At 41.9% G+C, this 20,303-nt stretch carries 17 protein-coding genes, 1 tRNA gene and 1 pseudogene; 6 read left to right on the top strand and 13 right to left on the bottom strand.

All coding sequences use genetic code 11. The annotated features are described in order from the left end of the window. Positions 1-265 precede the first annotated feature (265 nt). Both K5R16_RS04405 and K5R16_RS04410 read right to left on the bottom strand, forming a co-directional pair. The gene (locus tag K5R16_RS04405) at positions 266-889 is read right to left on the bottom strand and encodes a DUF3299 domain-containing protein (protein WP_220736334.1); all 624 of its coding nucleotides are present in this window, start codon (positions 887-889) and stop codon (positions 266-268) included. A 90-nt stretch (positions 890-979) separates the two neighbouring features. Beyond that, a complete protein-coding gene (locus K5R16_RS04410; RefSeq protein WP_220736335.1) occupies positions 980-2,500 on the bottom strand; it encodes a M20 family peptidase in 1,521 nt (506 codons plus the stop codon). A 670-nt stretch (positions 2,501-3,170) separates the two neighbouring features. Here K5R16_RS04410 and K5R16_RS04415 point away from each other — a divergent pair. Continuing rightward, positions 3,171-3,929, top strand: a complete 759-nt coding sequence (locus K5R16_RS04415; protein ID WP_220736336.1) for a hypothetical protein — start codon at positions 3,171-3,173, stop codon at positions 3,927-3,929. Between the two features lie 294 nt (positions 3,930-4,223). Here K5R16_RS04415 and K5R16_RS04420 read toward each other — a convergent pair whose 3' ends face one another. From K5R16_RS04420 to punR, 6 genes are all read right to left on the bottom strand, one after another. Beyond that, positions 4,224-4,553 carry a TusE/DsrC/DsvC family sulfur relay protein gene (locus K5R16_RS04420; protein WP_374758377.1) on the bottom strand — a complete coding sequence of 110 codons (330 nt, stop codon included), beginning with the start codon at positions 4,551-4,553 and terminating at the stop codon, positions 4,224-4,226. 2 nt (positions 4,554-4,555) lie between these two features. Continuing rightward, positions 4,556-4,837: a sulfurtransferase complex subunit TusB gene (gene tusB / locus K5R16_RS04425; RefSeq protein WP_220736337.1), complete on the bottom strand. Its 282-nt coding sequence runs from the start codon at positions 4,835-4,837 to the stop codon at positions 4,556-4,558. Continuing rightward, positions 4,837-5,193 (bottom strand): sulfurtransferase complex subunit TusC, encoded by a 357-nt coding sequence (gene tusC, locus K5R16_RS04430; protein WP_220736338.1) that lies wholly within the window; start codon positions 5,191-5,193, stop codon positions 4,837-4,839. Before tusC ends, tusB begins: the two co-directional genes overlap by 1 nt. Before the next feature lie 19 nt (positions 5,194-5,212). After that, a complete protein-coding gene (gene tusD / locus K5R16_RS04435) occupies positions 5,213-5,602 on the bottom strand; it encodes a sulfurtransferase complex subunit TusD (RefSeq protein WP_220736339.1) in 390 nt (129 codons plus the stop codon). 57 nt (positions 5,603-5,659) lie between these two features. Continuing rightward, on the bottom strand, positions 5,660-6,313 hold the full coding sequence (locus K5R16_RS04440) for a Bax inhibitor-1/YccA family protein (RefSeq protein ID WP_220736505.1): 654 nt from the start codon (positions 6,311-6,313) through the stop codon (positions 5,660-5,662). A gap of 200 nt (positions 6,314-6,513) precedes the next feature. Continuing rightward, positions 6,514-7,416 (bottom strand): DNA-binding transcriptional activator PunR, encoded by a 903-nt coding sequence (gene punR, locus K5R16_RS04445; RefSeq protein WP_220736340.1) that lies wholly within the window; start codon positions 7,414-7,416, stop codon positions 6,514-6,516. A 117-nt stretch (positions 7,417-7,533) separates the two neighbouring features. Between punR and punC the strand changes: the two genes are divergently transcribed. From punC to tnpB (K5R16_RS22675), 3 genes and pseudogenes are all read left to right on the top strand, one after another. Further along, on the top strand, positions 7,534-8,778 hold the full coding sequence (gene punC, locus K5R16_RS04450; protein ID WP_220736341.1) for a purine nucleoside transporter PunC: 1,245 nt from the start codon (positions 7,534-7,536) through the stop codon (positions 8,776-8,778). Positions 8,779-8,868: 90 nt separating this feature from the next. After that, positions 8,869-8,959, top strand: a tRNA-Ser gene (locus tag K5R16_RS04455). 315 nt (positions 8,960-9,274) lie between these two features. Next, positions 9,275-9,616: pseudogene (gene tnpB / locus K5R16_RS22675) on the top strand (IS66 family insertion sequence element accessory protein TnpB); the annotation flags it as partial. 51 nt (positions 9,617-9,667) lie between these two features. Here the strand turns inward: tnpB (K5R16_RS22675) and K5R16_RS04465 are convergent. Further along, the gene (locus tag K5R16_RS04465; protein WP_220736343.1) at positions 9,668-10,783 is read right to left on the bottom strand and encodes a TDT family transporter; all 1,116 of its coding nucleotides are present in this window, start codon (positions 10,781-10,783) and stop codon (positions 9,668-9,670) included. 139 nt (positions 10,784-10,922) lie between these two features. Between K5R16_RS04465 and tnpB (K5R16_RS04470) the strand changes: the two genes are divergently transcribed. Then, positions 10,923-11,072 (top strand): IS66 family insertion sequence element accessory protein TnpB, encoded by a 150-nt coding sequence (gene tnpB, locus K5R16_RS04470; protein ID WP_220736344.1) that lies wholly within the window; start codon positions 10,923-10,925, stop codon positions 11,070-11,072. 284 nt (positions 11,073-11,356) lie between these two features. Here tnpB (K5R16_RS04470) and K5R16_RS04475 read toward each other — a convergent pair whose 3' ends face one another. The 3 genes from K5R16_RS04475 to K5R16_RS04485 form a co-directional block, all read right to left on the bottom strand. Beyond that, on the bottom strand, positions 11,357-14,566 hold the full coding sequence (locus K5R16_RS04475; RefSeq protein ID WP_220736345.1) for an efflux RND transporter permease subunit: 3,210 nt from the start codon (positions 14,564-14,566) through the stop codon (positions 11,357-11,359). A gap of 2 nt (positions 14,567-14,568) precedes the next feature. Beyond that, positions 14,569-15,759: an efflux RND transporter periplasmic adaptor subunit gene (locus K5R16_RS04480; protein WP_220736346.1), complete on the bottom strand. Its 1,191-nt coding sequence runs from the start codon at positions 15,757-15,759 to the stop codon at positions 14,569-14,571. Between the two features lie 474 nt (positions 15,760-16,233). Beyond that, a complete protein-coding gene (locus K5R16_RS04485; RefSeq protein ID WP_220736347.1) occupies positions 16,234-16,569 on the bottom strand; it encodes a PBPRA1643 family SWIM/SEC-C metal-binding motif protein in 336 nt (111 codons plus the stop codon). A 218-nt stretch (positions 16,570-16,787) separates the two neighbouring features. Here K5R16_RS04485 and K5R16_RS04490 point away from each other — a divergent pair, with 218 nt between their 5' ends. After that, the gene (locus tag K5R16_RS04490; protein WP_220736348.1) at positions 16,788-17,708 is read left to right on the top strand and encodes a manganese-dependent inorganic pyrophosphatase; all 921 of its coding nucleotides are present in this window, start codon (positions 16,788-16,790) and stop codon (positions 17,706-17,708) included. A gap of 63 nt (positions 17,709-17,771) precedes the next feature. Here the strand turns inward: K5R16_RS04490 and K5R16_RS04495 are convergent, their stop codons facing one another. Then, a complete protein-coding gene (locus K5R16_RS04495) occupies positions 17,772-20,153 on the bottom strand; it encodes a Lon protease family protein (RefSeq protein ID WP_220736349.1) in 2,382 nt (793 codons plus the stop codon). Between the last annotated feature and the right edge of the window lie 150 nt (positions 20,154-20,303).

Raw genomic sequence — 20,303 nt, forward strand, 5'->3', positions numbered from 1 at the left:
GACACAAGGGATTTAAAATCCCTCGCTTAATAGGCGTGCCGGTTCAAGTCCGGCCTCGGGTACCAAACATTCTCGCAAGAGAATTACAATAAGCCTCAACGAAAGTTGGGGCTTTTTTGTATCTTAATTTCGGCCATAACAACACCTTTCTGTTCTTACTATCAATTATTGTTAAATATGTCGGCAGCAAATGGTTATCCTTCATGACTTACCGAATAGTGAACAAATAAAAAAGAGGATAGTTGCCTTCACAAAAATATTTCAATTAAAGCAGTTTATTAATAGTTTTAATTGCTGTAGCTTGGATCATATATCCAGTCTCAACAGCTTGGTTTCCATCTGACAATGCGATAGATGTCATCTGCGAATAAGCCTTAATATCACCTTTTACCCACACTCGTGTATATAAGCTTGGTAGTTCATATCCTCGAGGAAAATTGACTAGTACGGTTTGGCTCGAAGGCGCAGGGGCTGTATGGGTGCAAGCTCCTGCTGTTGGCACTAACACAAACTGCGTTCCTGTTTTATTTTTAAATGCCAGCGGGACTAAATAACCTGTCAGTCTTATGTTTTCTACAGACAGTTCGCTGACGGTATTATGTGCTTCTACCTCACTGTACGCTCTTTGCTCAAGCAACTCTCGTACGTTCAAATTAAACTTTTGCGCTAACAGAACACGTTGGTTGTAACCCTCCATTTCTGCCCGGCTTAACTGACGCGTTTCTTGCGCAACCTCATAAGCATAAATCTCGTTAATTAGCGCTTTATTCGCTGGCGATATCGCTTGATATTGTGTCGTCAAAGGCTTTAATGATTGCCAGGTTATGGTTTCAGAGGCAAGCGCTGATTGGGTAAAGGTTACCGCAATTATTAAGAGTAAGTGTTTCATTTTTATATTCTCAAGAGGTATTAACTAAGGTTATAAAAGCCGGTGGACTGTTGATAGAATAGGCCACAGCATGCCGTGGCCTCGTGAGGATTAAAGTTTATCTAGGTTGTCCATCAGTTGGTAAAAGAAACCGATTGAACGTCCGTATTCGTCTACCAGAATACGTTCATTAACACCGTGAAAACCTTCAAACTCTTTGGTGCTTTCTAGCTGGATTGCAGTCATTGTGTACACGTCTGGTGCGAAGCTACGTGCTTGAAAATGCTTTGAATCTGAACCGCCAATCACAAAGAAAGGTGATACGATTAAATCATTGCCCCAGGTTTGGCGAATGGTTTTCTCCAATATTTTGTATCCTTCACCGTGCGGATCTGCCACGTTAGTCGCAGGGGTTGATGCTGAGATATCACGGATGGTTATTCTGTCATCACCAATCGCTTTTCTTACATGCTCAATAATCACTTCAGGTGTATCACCTGGCATCGGTCTAAAGTTTACAACTGCAGTAGCGGCAGGTGGTAATACATTATCCTTAACACCGGCGTTAAACATGGTGACAGCTGTCGTTGTGTGGATCATTGCACGGGTAATTTGATTGGTCGCCATGGCCTCTAGGAATTTTTCTTCTAAATCAGTCACGGTATCATCATTACCATAAGCAACGGCTTTATAAAGAGGTTGCTGTTCTTCTGCTAGCTCTGGCCCCATAAAGCGATACTGATAACGAACCGCTTCGTGTATCTTATACGGGAACTGTGCGGCCTCAACTTTTTCGACTGCTTTAGCTAATGCCACAATGTTTGACTCGTCACCGGGTTGTGATGAGTGCCCACCGACACCATTAATGGCAATTTCTAAACTGACAAAGCCTTTTTGAGCAATGCCGATCAAGGCAGTGTTTTCGCGTATACCAGGGAAAACACCCGGAATAAGTGGTGCTGACTCATCCATTACAAAAGCTATTTTATCGTAACGTTGCTCAATAATGTCAGCAGCGTGTTTTGCGCCTTCAGGGCCGCCGACTTCTTCATCATGACCAAATACAAATAGAATAGTGCGGTCTGGTTGGAAGCCTTCTTTCAGTTTCATTTCTGTTGCTTCAAGGATCGCATGAATTTGGTTTTTATCATCTAAAGAACCGCGCCCCCAGATATAGCCATCTTTCACATCACCAGAGAAAGGTTCAACTTCCCATTGGTCACGAGACTCTTCTGCAATAGGAACCACATCTTGGTGCGCCATAAAGATTGCAGGTGGCAGTGATGGGTCTTTTCCTTCCCAGGTGTAAATCAAGCTAAATGGACGAGGGTCGCCCACTTCTTCACGTTTTAGTGTTTTATGAACCAAAGGGTACGATTCTTCAAGGAACTGGTGATAGTCTTTGAAAGCTTGTTCATCAAAGTCACTGCGATCCTGGTTTGAAATAGTTTTAAACTGAACCGCTTTGGATAGACGTTGTGTTGCACCTTCTAGGTCAACCTGTACCTCAACTTTTTCAATGCCTTGCATTTGCATTGAACTAAAGTCCTGCTCATCAGCCCAAGCGACAACGCTAGCCGTTAATGCCAAAGCAGAGGCGATACTGGTAAATATTTTTGATTGTTTTGTCATAACAATGTTCCTTTGTGTCGATAATAAGTCGGTGTTTTTTTTGATGAGCCTAGTATTGTTGAAAAAAGTGTAATGAACGAATCGCTTTTGCAGGACCTCATCCTTCAAAAGTTGACTATAGTCACCGACGTTTAGTTTCTATCCTCCTTTTAGTTGAACTTCTGCTGCTCAAATTGACTATTTGGATGTCGCTATTTAAGTGTGTTTCACTGTGGGCTAAATGGTAGAACCGTGAGTCCGTTACCTAAATATTGTGCCGTTCAATATAGTATATAAATAGTTCACAACGACCTTTGCCTTTGTGATTTTTTTGGTAGGTATTCCCATCTAACCTTCAAAATCAGGTCAGTCACTCAATCAGTCTTTAGAGGCTACAATAGTTGCAGCGTCACCTTGAAGTTGAAAGGACTAAGCCTTAAGGAGTTTTTAAACTAAAGGGGAGGTATTTGGCGTAGCAAGCACTGATGTTCGCTTGTATTTCTATTTCTTTTATTGTCTATCGTTACGGCTCGTTTTCTAATTTCACTTGGAATATTAGCGAAATTAATCTTAGCTGAAACTTCAATAACCCATAAGCCGGTTATGGAGGGTTTGATCCATCATAAGCGATTAACTCGCTTTGTTATTCACTCATAGAATGGCCTCATTCAAACAACTTGGTGAATTAACAATGAACAACTTCAACAAAATGGTATTAACAGCATTAATCAGTAGCACGCTAATTTCAAATGTTTACGCTGCAGACGACACGCAAAGCAAAGATCTAGACGCATCAGATATGACTAGGGCTTATTCAAACTTTTACGTGGGAGCCAGTAACAAAGGTGATGTAAAAGCTTCCGGATCAGTTTCATATCAATATGAAAATGGCATGGAATCAATGGTATCTCTTGAAGCAACCTTGAATAAGGACGGAGAGTACAGTGATAGCAGGATGCAGTACTTCCATGTCTTCAATATCGACAGTGCAGTGACACCACGAATTGCAGTATCACTCGACATTATTGACAATGAAACTGCAACCACAGCGGCACTTGGTGCGATTGCTATCTTCCGAACACCTATCGAATCGTTATCAATATTTGCTCGAGTTGGTGTCCTAACTGGTGAATATTCAGACACGGCAACCAATAACTTTAATGTAACAGACAACAGCATTGTTGGCGGCATGGGGGCTGCTTATGCCGTTTGGAAAACGGGTGACGATGGTACTTTCTTAGCATTGTATCCAGAATTCACCTACCTAAGTGGTGATATTGAAACCTCAACAGTAAAAACAACCTTGATGGCAGCTACACCGCTTAGCGCAGACAAAACTCGTTGGGGACAGATTAAAATTGAAAATACCTACGGTAATATGGAATCTGCAAGTACAAGTTTTGATATTGACGAAACACGCGTTTGGTTTAACTACAAGGTTTACCTATAAGCATATTTTTATTTTATCGACTTATATTGCTCTGAAACTAAGCCTGCATTAAATGCAGGCTTTTCGTTTTTAAGGCTATAAAATATGAGGCTCGAAGTATCAAATAATGATTATACGAGAGGTCTATACCAATACTGTACTAACGCTAATTTTTAGCGGCTAGTAGTAATTTTTGATTAAAGACTTCATGTTAATTCGTAGCTGAACTTCATTAAAAAACTATTTATTCAGTAGTTTACATCTGTATAAACTTTAAGCTCGTTGGCTTTGTGAGGTGTATAGTGGTTCAAGCCACTAAATACATTTTGCTGGCTTGGGTAAACCGGCGATTTTTGTCGCTTGCTTGGCCGGCCCTACTGGAAACAAGGTATAAAGATATTTTGAATTGCCTTTGTCTGCACCTAAGCTCTGTCCAATCGCTTTTACGAGTACGCGAATGGCAGGGCTTGTTTTAAATTCAAGATAAAAATTACGCACAAAATTAATCACTTCCCAATGTGCATCGGTAAGTTCTATCTCTTCTTCTTTAGCGATTATGAGCGCAAGTTCTGGGCTCCAATCACTGACAACTTTTAAGTAACCTTGATGATCTGTCTCTATTTTTTGTCCGTTAAATTCAATCATTTCTACCAGCTAATCACTTTGTTATGGGTTAGGGTCAGCGCAACAAAATCTGCGTAACTAATCATTTTGAATGCACTTAAGCGTGATTGTAAACCACGTGCAATAACATCATCTTGCAGTACTAGGATGTTGTACCCGCTTAAGCGTGATTGCCACTCTTTGTTTAACAAACAATTAACCGCGTTAGACGACAGCAATATGCTATCAGTGCTGTTTATATAGCGTAAACAGAGTTTAAGCGCAGCACTTTGCGTAGCGGACGCTTGTATATGATGCAATATCATTAGAATACCAAGACCTCATCAACATGGTTAAAATGCTCAGTAATCGCCTGTGACGAGCTAAACTGAACCTCCAGCTTGATATCGTGCTCTGTAAGCTCTAATTCTTCCATAGCAGCCTCACAGACAAGAATAGTCTCTACATCATATAAGGGGAGAGCGCCAAAAGTGGCGATATAATCTTTAGCACCGACTGTCTCTGGAGATTGGTGCTTTAACAAGTTTAAGATCCCTTCATCAGTAAAAACTAAGCTAACTTCTTGCTCAAAGCTTGCACTGAGTAAAGCGAGATCAAGTGCTTCGCGGCCTTTAGCATTACCGTGGGGGCCTTGACTGAATACAATACAAAGTTTCTTCAACTTCTACTCCTTTACAGCCTTAAAAGCTAACCAATCGATCAGCAGACTCAATACCGGTAACAAGCTCACCCAAGCCGCCCATTATAAACGGCGGCTCCATATTCCAATTCCCAGTGTTGTTTTCTTTTGCTTCGCTAACAGACAGCACTCCACGACGCAGTGCCGCTGAGACACAATTAACTAAGGGGAACTTGTATTGTTCGCTGAGAGATAGCCAAGCTTTCTGAAGATCAAACTCGTCACTAGCAGGACTATTAAGGCTATTGGTATTGAGAACGCCGTCTTGATAGAAAAAGACTTTATCAATAAGGTGCCCGTTTTGTACCGCGGCTTCGGTAAAGCGATAGGCATTATAACTCGATGCACTGCCGTAAGCAGGGGAGTTAACCTGGATAATAAATTTGCTCATGATAAAAAAAATGGCCCTTAAGTAGGACCATTTTAACTCAATTAAAATTAATTGGAATTAGTCATCGTTGCCCATACCCATTAAATGTAGCAGCGCCACGAATAGGTTAAGGAAATCTAAGTACAAAGAGATGGTTGCGCGAATGTAGTTGGTTTCGCCACCATTTACGATTTTGCTCGTGTCATAAAGGATGAACCCGGTCATCAATAATGCAATACCTGCATTAAGCGCCATGAACACCATGCCGTTACCTAGGAACAAGTTAACCAGTAAACCGACAACCATAATCACTAAACCAGCGATTAAGAAACCACGCATGAAAGAGAAATCTTTCTTAGTGGTTACAGCATAACCTGAAAGGGCTACGAAGATTACTGATGTTAAGCCTAGTGCCTGCATAATAAGCTGTGGGCCGTTAGCCATACCTGCATAATGGTTCAGGATATAACCTAGCGATGCACCTTGCATACCAGTGAAAGCGAATACCCAAAAGATCCCTGCACTTGACTCAGCTTTGCGTAATGTCACGAACAACAGTACCAAGCTACCAATCGATAAACCTAAAGACATCATAGGGCTAATTGCTAATGCCATGGCTAAACCTGCACATACCGCAGAGAATGCCAATGTCATTGAAAGTAGCATGTACGTGTTTTTAAGTAGTTTATTAACCTCTACAGTCGATTGACCGTAAGCGGTTTGTTGTGTCATATCTCTCATTTCTTTCTCCGAAGACAAATGCTCAAGCTGTATATTTGAGCCTTAATTAACCGGGTAGTTCCCGATTTTCTTAATAAGCCTCAAATTGCTCGTTAAGTTATTGAATCATACATTAGCTTTAGCGTGTGATAAAGCTAATGGCAGGTATATCTGTGTCATAAGCAGCGTTACATACCACAAGTTGATTAATTTCAGTCTAGCCAATCCTTTTGAAGTTTCTCTGTATCACCTAAATAATCGAGTACCCAGGCCATTGCAGGTGACTTGTTCGATGCGTTCCAAGCTAAACAGCAGGGGCTTTTCTTCTTAGAATGTTCAAGCTGCTTCTCAACCAATGCACCAGTCTTAATAAAAGGCGAAGCAAAATGAGCCGGCATATAACCGATACCCAGTCCGTCACGGAAACAATTTATCGCACGGATCCAATCTGGTACCACTAAACGCCTTTGGTTCTCAAGTAACCAAGTCATACGCTTGGGGATCTCGCGGGAAGTATCTTCTAGGCAGATAGAGGGGTATTGGCGTACTTCATCATCGGTCAATGGTCTATCAACACTCGCAAGTGGGTGGTTTTTACCGACCAAGAAACACCAATCAATTTCCCCCATATCTCTAAAGTGATATTCACCACCGACTGGAATGGCAGTTGTCGCACCAATGGCAATATCACTTCGCCCAGTTGCAATCGACTCCCATACGCCATTAAAGACCTCGATGCGGATGATAAGCTCTACATTGTCGAAGGTTCGGTAGAAATCTGCAATTAAGTTGCTGATCTTATCGGCTCTAACAATATTATCTAACGCAATAGCGAGGGTAGGTTGCCAGCCATTAGCGACTCTAACAGTATCAGAGCGCATCGCCTCCATCTCGGTCAGTAAAGTGCGTGATTGCTTGACGAAATGTTCGCCCGCCGGAGTCAAGCTAACGCTTCGATGGTGACGAATAAAAAGCACTACACCAAGTTCTTCTTCAATTTGTTTAACTGCATAGCTGACAGCTGAAGGTACTTTATGCAATTTATTGGCGGCAGCGGTAAAGCTCCCCACACGGGCAACCATATCAATTAGCTGCATAGATTGTTCAGATAGCATAGCTCACATCCTGCTGTGATTATTTTTGATGGCTAATGTGAAAAATAAACGTTTCACAGCGATTTAGCAAGTGTTTACACTCCGCAGCCTAATTTATCTAATTCTGTTTTATTACTTATGAAATCTCTAATGAATGTTAAATACTATCTGTTTCTTACCTACCTAGCGTTGCTAAGTATGCTTGGCTTTATTGCAACCGATATGTACTTGCCTGCATTCAAAGCAATTGAAGACACAATGGCAACATCGCCTTCACAAGTGGCAATGTCGTTAACATTCTTCTTAGCAGGTCTAGCGCTAGGACAATTAATTTATGGTCCAATTGTAGAACGTTTTGGCAAACGTAACGCGCTAATCTTTGGTCTAACGGTTTTTACATTGGCCAGTATCTCTTTGGCAACGAGTGACTCAATGTTAGTTTTCAATATCTCACGTTTTATGCAGGCGATTGGTGCTTGTTCAGCGGGTGTTATTTGGCAAGCTATCGTCATTGAAAAATATGACGCGACAAAAGCGCAGAGTGTATTTTCTAACATTATGCCTTTAGTGGCACTATCACCAGCGCTGGCGCCAATCTTAGGTGCATTTATACTCGAGTCATACGGTTGGGAAAGTATCTTCATTACCTTGACCTGTTTAGCGGTAGCAATGATCGCGCTAACTTTTAGTTTTGTTCCAAAAGAAGTTAAACAAACCAATGTCGAAAAAAGTGATATTAGCTACCTATCTATACTGAAAAACACTGGTTATTTAGGAAACGTGGTTATTTTTGGCGCATGTTCAGGTGCTTTCTTTTCTTATCTAACGGTTTGGCCAATGGTTATGGAGCAACATGGCTATGATGCAACTGCGATTGGCTTAAGCTTTATCCCGCAAACAATCATGTTCATTCTTGGTGGTTATGCAAGTAAAACGCTTATTCGTAAGACCGGTACTGAAACCGCACTGAAAGTGCTGTTAAGTCTATTCGGCTTGTGCGTATTGGCTATTGTTATCGTAACTATCCTAGTTAAAGGTCTGTCGATATTCCCACTGCTCACAGCTTTCTCGATACTTGCTGCCTGTAATGGTGCTATTTATCCAATAGTCGTTAATAGTGCGCTCCAGCAGTTCCCGAAAAACGCTGCAAAAGCTGCGGGCTTACAGAATTTTATCCAAATTAGTTTGTCGTTTGGTGCATCAAGCCTAGTCGCTATGTGGGTGAGTAAAGGCGAGATGGCGATAGGTTGGGGCATTATGCTGTGTTCATTTATTGTGTTCGCTGGATTTAAGCTACGCAATTTCAAAAACTGGAATGAAGTTAATGAAAACTTTGTATTCCCAGATCCTGCCCGCATCGGTGCCAGTAAAGAAGAAAAATAGCCTGTTTGTGCTCTATTTGACCAACTAGGAACAAATCTTACAATTAAGTCTTTACAAGATTAATAGAGCGCTATATTATTCGCGGCGTTCGGAGAGATGGCAGAGTGGTCGAATGCACCGGTCTTGAAAACCGGCATGGGTTTGTAGCCCATCTAGGGTTCAAATCCCTATCTCTCCGCCACATTAAGATGAAGGGCTACCAGCAATGGTAGCCCTTTTTCGTATGTGTCAGAAAAGAACCCTAAGGGTTCCTATTGCTCAGAGTCTGCTATCTTCTTTTAAGAACAAGTTATCTGTATACAGCATCAAACAGGCTTATGGACTCTCCCTAGCTCGTTGCTAGAAAATTACCTACTTGAGATAATAAAAGGCCTACAAACATGTTGATGTTTAAGCTGCTCCCCCGTATTTATCGACATCGAGAGCCCGTGGATTATCACAAGTCGATAAATAGCTTGGCCATTACTGTTGAGCAACAGCTGCCGTAGAGGCCACTGACGGCAGTGTGTTTGTCTTTTGTAATATAGGCCGTGATAAATTAAAAATCCTGTACTGGGATAGTATCGGCTTTGCGCTTTGGTACAAGCGCCTCGAGTTCAGTAATTTAGACAGAATTGTTCTGTACGACTATCAAGGTGGTAGCCTCGCGGGGACCTGTGTAAATTGTTTTCTTGCTACAGAGCAAAAGTGTTTTAGGGAACTCTACAAGTCGATGGTTACGCCGCTTACCAAAGTAATAACTAAAATAATGACTAAAATAATAACTATGCCACCGATAGTTATTATTTTTGGAGTGTTGTTGAAGATATCACTGCAAATTTTTAACGCTAAGTGCTGATTTAAATCGCATTCAGGATGATGGCATAAGGAGTCAATGAATAGCCCTTACTTATTTACCTTTTTTCGATACCGCATGAACTGGTGTTATTGAATTTTTAATAATATGTCCCTGTTTTATTCCTTTGATAGTGCCTACAGCTGCAACGATCCAAGAAATAAATAGGCCTATAAATAAAATGACGGCAGCCCAGCGGAACACATCCAAATCGGTATGGATTGCCAGCTGAATCGTCCCGGTTACGCAAGTGCCGACGGGGAAGGTGAATGCCCACCACGTTAACGCAAAAGGCATCTTATTACGCAGTGTGCGTAAGGTGATTAGGCTTACTAATATTGACCAAAAAAAGGCGAACCCCCAAATCGGCACACCATAAATAATCGCCATATTGTTCATACTATCGCCAATAGGGCCTTCAACAACAAGTAATGCAGCTGTACCTAACAAACCCGCCGCAGTAATCGACTGTCCTAGCGGCCCTAATACTATCCAAAGTGTGGGTACTCGAGGGCCACCAGAAGTACCGGAATGCGCTAAGCGACTCCAGATCAGTGTGATGATAATGAATGCACTAAACAAACTCACCCCAAACATGGCATAGCAACCGTAAAGCATTAATCGCTGTATCTCTGGGTTGGCTATATAAGGAATAAGCATTGCCCCTATCGCAGCAGACACCATAGGTGGTACGACGGGCATCAGCCAGCCACCAAAAGCGCCATCATCACGTACTTCATAGTGAGTGAATAAACGGTAGGGAATGGCAACGGAGACGATAAGGCCACTCAACGTGCCGAATCCCCATAGTACCCACGCTATCGTTAATGTTGTCGGCTCTGATAAAAGATGGTTGCCATATAAGATGGTGCCGCCAGCCACTGTTAATAATGCCATTGGAGGCGCGCCGAAAAACTGTGCCATGATGGGATCATTCAATTGACGTTTTATGATATGAGGTTTGACTATTGCTTGAAAGACTTTCAGTAACACCATGACGATGAGCATCGAAAATGCCAATAACCAAATAGCGATCCCTACGTTTACTAATTGCTTCCCTATGTACGGCAAGGTCGCCAGTGCATTGGCAATAATACCGGTGCCCATAACCGCTGCGAACCAGTTAGGTCCTATCTCGGTGCTTAATTCTACTTGGTCATTTTTAGTCATAGTTAGGGTTTCACCTTTGCTAATGTTACCTAGTGATAAATTTAACGTTAGTTTATAAGTTACCGTGCTGCCAAAGCACACCTTTATAACTTAGTTGACAGCAACCATTATTGTTCGTCTTAATTGACCGGGGAACAATATGTTTGGCAACAACACTAAGTTTGATGTCACTTTGAACTGTGGCATCTCAGATATGCGTAAATCGATAGATGGCGTTGCCTACGAGTTACAGCAAGAACCATGTAATGAACATCTGTTTGTCTTCTGTAATCGTCAGCGAATAAGTTGACGGTATTGCAGTGCGCCAGTAATGGCTTCTGGTTACATCACTAACGACTCGAGCAAAACACTTTTAAATGACCAGGGAGGCAAGATCACTTGCCAATTTGGAAAGTAAAACTACCTTAGCTGCAATATTCACCGGACGCATATTTCACGGTCAGCTGTCTACGCTATCCTCTAGCCAAAAGCCAAGGAAATGATTCTTGGACTGGTAACCTCGTTTATTATCCAACAAAAAAGCCAGCTGCGATAACAACTGGCTTTTGAAAGCTACATCAACAATAGGTTTGTTTAGCTCTGTTCAGAAACTAACTTATTTTGTAAAACAGGCTCGGAGAATGTATCCGACTCAGTTGGCTCCTCAACACGAGATTTACTCCCGACGATGCGCTTTAAGTCTTCAATAGTGACGTAAAGGCATGGAATGAGTACCAAGGTCACTACCGTCGCAAATAGAACACCAAACGCGAGTGATACAGCCATTGGGATAACCATTTGTGCTTGCATGCTTGTCTCAGCCATAATCGGTACCAGCCCGATAAAGGTTGTTAACGAAGTGAGCAAAATCGCTCTAAAACGTCTGCAACCCGCTTCTAGCACGGAACGCTTCATCGGTATGCCAGATTCTCGCGATTTATTGATGTAATCAACCATCACTAAGGAGTCGTTAACCACAACACCAGCCGCTGCGATAATACCGAATACTGAAAGGGCACTAAGATCTAGGCCTAACAACATATGGCCTAACACTGAACCAATTACGCCAAATGGGATCACCGACATAATCATTATTGGTTGTGCATATGACTTGAGCGGCACAGCGAGTAGGCTATAGATAACTAGCATCGAGATAAGGAAATCTCTTAGCTGGGTATCGGCACTATCAAGTTGCTCTTGAATGTTGCCTGAAACTTCACTTTTAACCCTTGGATACTTAGTCAGTAACTCAGGTAAGAAGTTATCTCTAATATCCTTAGCAAGTTTAAATGGTTCGGCTTGATCTGCATCGACAGAGCCCCAAACATTGATGGTTCGGTTACCATTTTCACGACGGATGCTGTTTACACCATCGGTTATAATGATCTTTGCTACCTCTGAAAGTGGTATTTCAGCCCCTTGAGGAGTCTTGATCAATACATCAGACACTTGAGCAATTGAGTTACGCTGCTCTTCGGGGTAGCGCAACATCACTTTGATCTCTTCGCCGTTACGCAATATACGCTGAGCTTCAAGGCCATAAAAGCCGTTACCTACTTGGCTTGCGATATCAGCTAAGGTTAACCCTAAGCTGTTTGCTAAAGGCTTAAGCTCAAACTGGACCTCTTTGGCACTCGATTGACGGCTATCGTTAACATCACCCACACCCTTTAAAGTATTAAGCTTTGCTTTTAACTCTTTAGCCGCGGCAACTAGCTGAATATCGTCCTTACCTTCCAGTCTAAAGCTAATGTCTCCGTCATCTCTGCCCCCACCAAATAAGTTGTCCTGTATGGTGAATGACTTCATTCCAGGGATCAGCGGCATGCTTTGACGCCACAATTCAGCAACGGCAAAGGTGTCCATCGGACGCAGCTCAGGGTCAACTAACTTAGTCATTACCTGAGCTGAAGTACGACCTCGTAGCTCAACCTGCATGTCAGAAATCATTTTCTGACCATACTGAGCTTCAATATCATCATCAACGCCACGTAATGCTTGCTCAATTGCCAGTGCGGCACTTAACGTTGCATTCTCTGAAGCATCGATATTCATCTCAAAGTTGATCCGCGGAAAATCATGAGGGATTTTAGGTTGACCAATAAAGCGAACTAGACCACCAGCATACAAACCCGCACAGATCATAATAAGACTGATAAAAATCATGATCACCGTATAGCGATACTTTACTGCAACCTCTAATGAAGGGCGGTAATACTGGCTAATTAATATCTTCAATCCGTTATCGACTTTAGACTGTAAAAAGTTAACCACATTGCGCAACCAATCTAATGGGTTTTTAGAACCAGGTTGCACCACTTTTGGTTGCTTCATACGTGCTAAATGCGCAGGTAGAATTAATTTTGATTCGACCAGTGAGAACAATAAACACAGAATCACTACAAAACCGATTGCTTGACCAAAGGCGGAGGAGGGGCCGTCATCCAGTGTAATCGGTAAGAAGGCTGCAATTGTAGTCAAAACACCAAAGGTTGCAGGCATCGCCACCCGTTTAACACCTCTAATAACGTTATCAATGTTTTGACCTTTCTCTTCACACTCTGCATGGGCACTTTCGCCCATTACAATGGCATCATCGACAACAATACCGAGCACTAAAATGAAGGCGAATAAACTAATGACGTTAATCGTCACGTCGATCATGCCCATAGGCATAAACAACAAGGTTCCTAAGAAACAGACAGGTAAACCCATCATTACCCAAAATGCCAATCTAACTCGTAAAAATAAGGCGAGTAGAATGAATACTAAAACCGCTCCACTTTTCATGCTATCAAGCATCAGGTTTAGACGACCTTCAAGGTAGTAGGTCATATCTACCCACGGCTCTAGCTTAACGCCTTCAGGTAACACTTGTTGCTTGTCAGCGATATAGCCCTTCACGACTTTGGCTACGTCGGTCAAACTCTGATCGTTTGCGGCACCAATGAAAAAGGTAACCGAGTTTTTACCGTTAAACTTAGAGTACTGAATACCTTCTTGGAAACCATCAATAACAGTGGCGACATCACCAAGGAGCAAGGTAGAACCATCTTGCAGGGTAATAAGTGGCAAGCTTTCGAACTCATAACCCACATACGCTTGGTTCTGAACTCTTAAGTTAATATAACCGTTTTCGGCGCGTATTTGACCCGCAGACATATTACGCGAATATCCACGAACTGCAGCCGCAACGTCATTAAAGGTTAGTCCAAACTCTCTAAGCCTATCTTTACTGACTTCAATGGCAATCTCGTAGCCAAGTCCACCGTAAAATTCGGTAATATTGACTAAAGGCAATTGCATTAATTCATCATGGATCTTCTCGCCTAAATCTTTAAGCTGTCTCTTATTAAGATCGCCATAAAGACTGACATACATAACTTCTTGTCTTAACTTAATGCGTTCAACTTTAGGTCGTTCCATGCCATCAGGAAAGCTTGAAATCGAATCAATTTCTGATTTAACCTCATCCAACACCACTTGTGGGTCGTAGGAGTCTTCAATTCTAAAGTAACCAGATGATGCATTACGGTTTGAATAAGTAATTACACGCTTAAGACCTTGAACACTTTCAAGTGCTTCTTCAATCTTAATGGTGATCCCTTCTTCTACTTCTTGAGGTGCTGCGCCTGGGTAGACGGCGTTAAACTCAAGCCAGTTGATCTCCACAGCAGGAAAGAATTGTTTTCGAATGGTATTGGCAGTCAACAGTCCGCCAAGCAAAATAATGATCATCAAAAGGTTTGCCGCTACGCTATTGCGAGCAAACCAAGCAATGATACCTTTATGAGTATCAATCATGATTATTCCTTCTCTTCCATCGCAATTTGCGTTGGTTGTGCTTCGGAATCATCGTTTTCTAATGATTTGTCTTTTGGTAATGCCAGTTGCATCCCTTCAATAGGATAATCCAGTGCAGAAGTAATTAGATTCATGCCCGAATCTAAGCCATCTGTGATAATGACCTGCGAGCCAATTTGGCGTACAACATTAACGTCTACATATTTAAGCTTACTGTCATCATCGAGCACGGCAACTTGGCCATTAATGACTAAATGCCTCGCGACTTTAGTCACTTCGCCTGCATGTACACCACCGATACTCGCGGTGACATAAGTACCGTAACGTAGTTCATTGTTGTTTGATTTAAGTCCATATGGGTCAGCAACTTCAGCGACTAAGTAAGTCATGCGGCTACGGCTATCAATAACGCCTTCACTACGGACAATCTTTGCTTTCCACTCTTGTGGCTGGCCAGCAAAATTGCCTTTTAAAATAACATCAGCGTTGTTGCCTTTGTTCGTTAAAAATTGGATCTCTTTATCGGCGATAGGTAAGCGGATCTCTGCGTTGCCAGTACTCAATACTTTACCTAGGTTTGTGCCCATGCTGACATAAGAACCTAAGCCAATATTACGAGCTTCAATCAGAGAATCGTAGGGCGCTTTAATCACTGTACGTTCTACATTTCGTTTAGCACGTTTAAGACCAGCTTCAGATGAGTTTAATTTTGCAATTTCTTGCGCAAGTTGCGGCTTACGCAAACTAAGTTCAGTCGGAACACCATCTTTTATACGTTTCCACTCTGCTTCAGCAACTTTACCGAAAGCCTTCTCTTGTACCAATGTGGCACGTGCCGAAGCCATGTTTGCTTGTGCATCTATCAGTGCTGCGTCGTAATCACTAGGATCAATCTTTGCTAAAATATCTCCTTTTTTAACAAAGCCACCGCGAACGAACTTCTCTGACAGGTAAACAATTTCACCATTAACCTGAGAAACTAACTCTGTTTCATACTTAGCAGCAACCACACCGTATGAACTCACTGAGAAATCCATCGGTCTAATCTCTACAGCTTGAACCGAAACCAAAGGAGTGGTGTCCAGTTCCTCTTTTTCTTCAGGTGGCTTTTTTAATGCCGCCATACCAGCAAAACCCGCGATACCAATTACAATCACTACCAAAGGTAAAATTATCTGTTTTTTCGTAGCCACAAACACATCCTCTTGTTGAAGCAAACACAACACACTCATTTTTTGCGTATAAAATACTTAGCGAATAACGCTAATGCCAAACGCAATCAAATATTATTTTGATTGTATGTTAATAGATATGAGGATTTGTAACAGTTGGATTATGTAAACTTGTGTTTCATAGATTTACATTTGAAAGTAACGAATAGAAACTAATGCGAGTAATTTGATATGTAAAACGATAGGGATAAAAAATTTACTATTATAATACAAATAGATGCGTAAGAATTTAAATCTGAAACGGGATCGCTTCGACGGTTTACAATTGACTGGTTTCCCATTATATAAAATTGAACAACTGACTAAAAATATAACAATTAAAACTGATGTTATGCGTTTTCAGTAGAATACGTAGGGAAATGGTAGGCGGTAAAGAATTAAGAAAGCACAGATGAGATAAATTAGTGACTCATCTGTGCACTCATTAAACAACGATTAGCCACAGCATTTTTTATACTTCTTGCTACTGCCACAAGGGCATGGCTCGTTTCTGTTCGGCAGTTTCTCAAAACGAGTTGTTGTTGGTTTATTAAGGATCCCCATCAAATCAAAAACGTTCTCTTCTAAAGACGCATCGATAGTGACTTGACCGAGTAATTGATTATCATCGAGAAGTTTAATTATCTCTACTTGACGGTCTTCGGTTTGTACCGTCAACACTAGTGGATTAACTTCGGTACCGAGTTTAGCCGCACGTTTAGTATTGTAACCATAACTCTCATGTTTTGGTTTTGGAGTTTTACGGCCTTTAAAGAAAAATTTATCTGACATCGGTAGCAAGCTCTAGAGTGAAAAATTAATAGGACGAAGCTTTATACAGCAAATCTACCTAATTTGATACGCCATGCCCCCAGTTGTCGGTAATTTAGCCGATAAAGTGGCATAAACACGCAATCTTGCTGCAAAGCCCCACCATTCGACCTTTTAGTTATTTCCGCATTGGCAAAAAGTTTGGTAAAATTACTGAAAATTAAAGGAGAGCTTTATCTATGCCAGTTTATGTTGTGGGCCACAAAATCCCAGATTCTGATTCAATTTGTGGTGCAATCGCACTAGCACATCTTAGAAACCAAATTGGAGAAGCTTCTGTTGCTTCTCGTTTAGGTGAGCTTTCACCTGAAACAGCGTTTATTCTTGATAAATTCGGTTTTGACGCACCAGAGCTAAAGATGAGCTACGCTGGTGAAGAAGTTTACATTGTTGATCACTCCGAGCTTACCCAAGCACCGGATGATATTGCAGAAGCAACCATTGTCGGTATTGTTGATCATCACAAACTCGGTGATCTTACAACTTCTACTCCATTAGAGTGTTGGATCCGTCCAGTTGGCTGTAGTAACACCATTATCAAGATGATGTATGACTTTTATAATGTTGAGATCCCGAAAGAAATTGCCGGCATTATGATGTGTGCAATTTTGAGTGATACGGTTATTTTCAAATCACCAACTTGTACAACAGCTGATATCAAGTGTGTTGAAGCGTTAGCTGAGATCGCTGGCATTGCAGACTTTAAAGAGCTTGGTATGGATATGTTTAAAGTTAAGTCTGCGGTAGAAGGTACGCCTGCCCGTGATTTAGTGCTACGTGACTTTAAAGATTTCAATATGAATGGCAATCTAGTCGGCATTGGTCAGCTTGAAGTGATTGACCTAGCGGTATTCGATGAAATTAAAGCAGGTTTAGTTGCTGATATTGCAGCGTTAAAAGCTGAAGGGAACCGCCACAGCGTATTGTTGCTACTTACAGACATTATGAAAGAGGGTTCTGAAATGCTTATCGTCAGTGACGATATTGTTATTATTGAATCTGCTTATGACAAACCAGTTAGCGACGGTAAAGTGTGGTTAGATGGTGTGCTTAGCCGTAAGAAGCAAGTCGTTCCACCTCTACAAGCTGTATTCGCTTAAACCTCAATGTGTAAAAATAAAAAGGCCGAACTTCAGTTCGGCCTTTTTTATTTAATGTTGCTACTACGACTTTTCTTTGTAGAGTGGTTTAAGCCTAAGCTGGGCTTTACCAAGTAAGCTCTTAGGGTTATACACGCCTTTCTTATCGGCAGTACCCGCTTCAATGCCTGTCAGTAATTCAATCGCTTCGTTAACATGGCTAATAGCCCAAATATTAAAACGACCTTTTTTGACCGCTTCAACAATGTCAGGTCGAAGCATAAGATTGTGGATATTCGAAACCGGGATAATTACCCCCTGGCTATTTTTGCGTCCTTTAATATTACAAACATCAAAGAAGCCCTCAATTTTTTCGTTTACGCCACCAATTGGCTGAGATTCGCCAAACTGATTCATCGATCCCGTGATCGCGATATCTTGCCTTAATGGTTGGTCGGCAAATGAAGACAACATAGCGCAAAGCTCGGCCATGGTTGCGCTGTCACCATCAACACCACCATAAGACTGCTCGAAAGTTAAGTGAGTCGATAGCGGGATCTTATCGGTTTTACCCAAAATTGAGGCAATATAAGCGGTGAGAATCATCACACCTTTAGAGTGAATACTGCCACTTAAGTCAACAGTACGCTCGATATCAAACACTTGTCCCTCTCCAAACGAAGTGGTTGCAGTGATCCGGCTCGGTGCACCAAATTGGTAATCCGTTGTCGACATTACCGACAGGGCATTGACCTGTCCGGTTCGTTTACCTTCTGTGGTGATTAGTGTGGTGCCATTAATGAATGATTGCATGTAATCATCTTTTGCACGGCAAATCCTATTCTCTTTATTGGCTAATGCTTGCTCAACATGACTGACACGGATCATATTGGCATTCACAGCGCGGGCACAATAGTTGGCTTCACGCAGCAAATTAGCAGTATCGACAGAGTGCAGTGACAGCATATTCTGGTCATCTGCTTGGCGAGAGCTAAACTCGATAATCCGAGCAATCGCTTTCCTATCGCAGTGAAGCATCTTATTACTGTGAATAATGCTCGAGATAAACTGCGCGTAATGTGCTTCTGACTCATCGGTGCGCGGCATTCTATCTTCAAAGTCAGCGGTCACCCTAAATAACTCAGTAAACTCTGCGTCATATTGCTGTAACAGTTTATAGGTAGCAAAGTCACCAAACAGAATGATTTTCACATCAAGCGGTATGGCTTCAGGATCAAGTGAAATCGCGCCTGAAAGGGTCACTTCGCGCTCCAATGACGTTAGGCTGAGCTTTCTTGAGCGCAATGCGCGCTTCAACCCATCCCATACGTACGGGTGCTCTAACACTTTTACCGCATCAATCATTAACACACCGCCGTTAGCTTTATGCAAACTACCAGGGCGAATGAGTGAAAAGTCGGTAAACACAGTGCCTTTATAAGTCGCTGTTTCTACGTAGCCAAATATGGTGTGATAATTAGGGGTTTCCTCAACAATAATAGGCTGATAAGGCGAATCTTGCGCCACCAGAACATTGATCTGGTAGCGTCTTGGCATCTTCTTACTCATTGAGGCGTAGGCTAGGGCAGCTTGCTCTTCGCTCTCTTCAAGGAATATATCAAGGTTATCGAGAATATCCTTATGCATCGCCTTGATATAAGCTTTTACATTAGCCTGATCTTTATAGTTTTCTTTTAGTTTTGCAAAGGCCAGTGATAAGACTTCTTCAGCAACTTCTTCATCGTGTTTCTGTTGCTTTTCAGAATACTCATCTTCCCATTCAGTGATTTTTCTGACAATGCCGCGAAGCTTAGCTTCGAGCGAACTAATCGCTGCTTGCATTGAATCCTGCTCTTGTGGCGACAGCATCAAATAACTTTCTTCCGAATGCGGTTCTTCGCCATTAAGCGCTACTAACTCGTAATTGCCTTGCGAAGAGATTGACAGACCAATACTGTGAGTTTTTGCCTCTTCAGTTAGCAGAACCAACGCTTCTTCTTGCTTCGCTGCTAATTGATTTTTGAGTTTGTCGGCGCGGGTATAATACATCTCATTGTCAAACGCCAACGGCAGGCCCTTTGACAATTTAAGCATCAGCTTTTCAATCTGCTTTTTAAACTCTAAGCCAGTTCCGGCAGGTAGAGTCAGTACTTTAGGACTGCGGGTATCGTCAAAGTTAACCACGTAACACCAGTCATAAAGCGTGCGGCCATTTGAATTTTCTTTCTGCCGACTTAAGTGGCGAAGCACCATAGTGCGTTTACCTAGTCCGTTACGGCCTAGTGCATAAATGTTATAACCCTTTTCTTTCATGGAAAGGGCGAATTCTACCGCTTGTTGTGCACGCTCTTGGCCGACAATCTTGTCAAGCGGCTCTAAATGTTTTGTTGACTTACAGCTAACTGGCAGCTGCTTAAGCCCCGAAGTTCGGTATAGTTGGTCACTACTGAGAGGTGTTATTGGCATAGTTGTTCCTCTTATGACGGTTAATAATTCTACTCTATACAGTTAGATAGCATTTATCCGCAAAAATATGGCCTAAATGAGCAAAATCACCTCGATAAGCTTTTAACTGCTGTATAAGTAGCCAAGTAAGGCACGTCAAAAGGAAAAATT

The sequence above is a fragment of the Shewanella sp. c952 genome, from assembly GCF_019654975.1.
Lineage (GTDB): Bacteria > Pseudomonadota > Gammaproteobacteria > Enterobacterales > Shewanellaceae > Shewanella.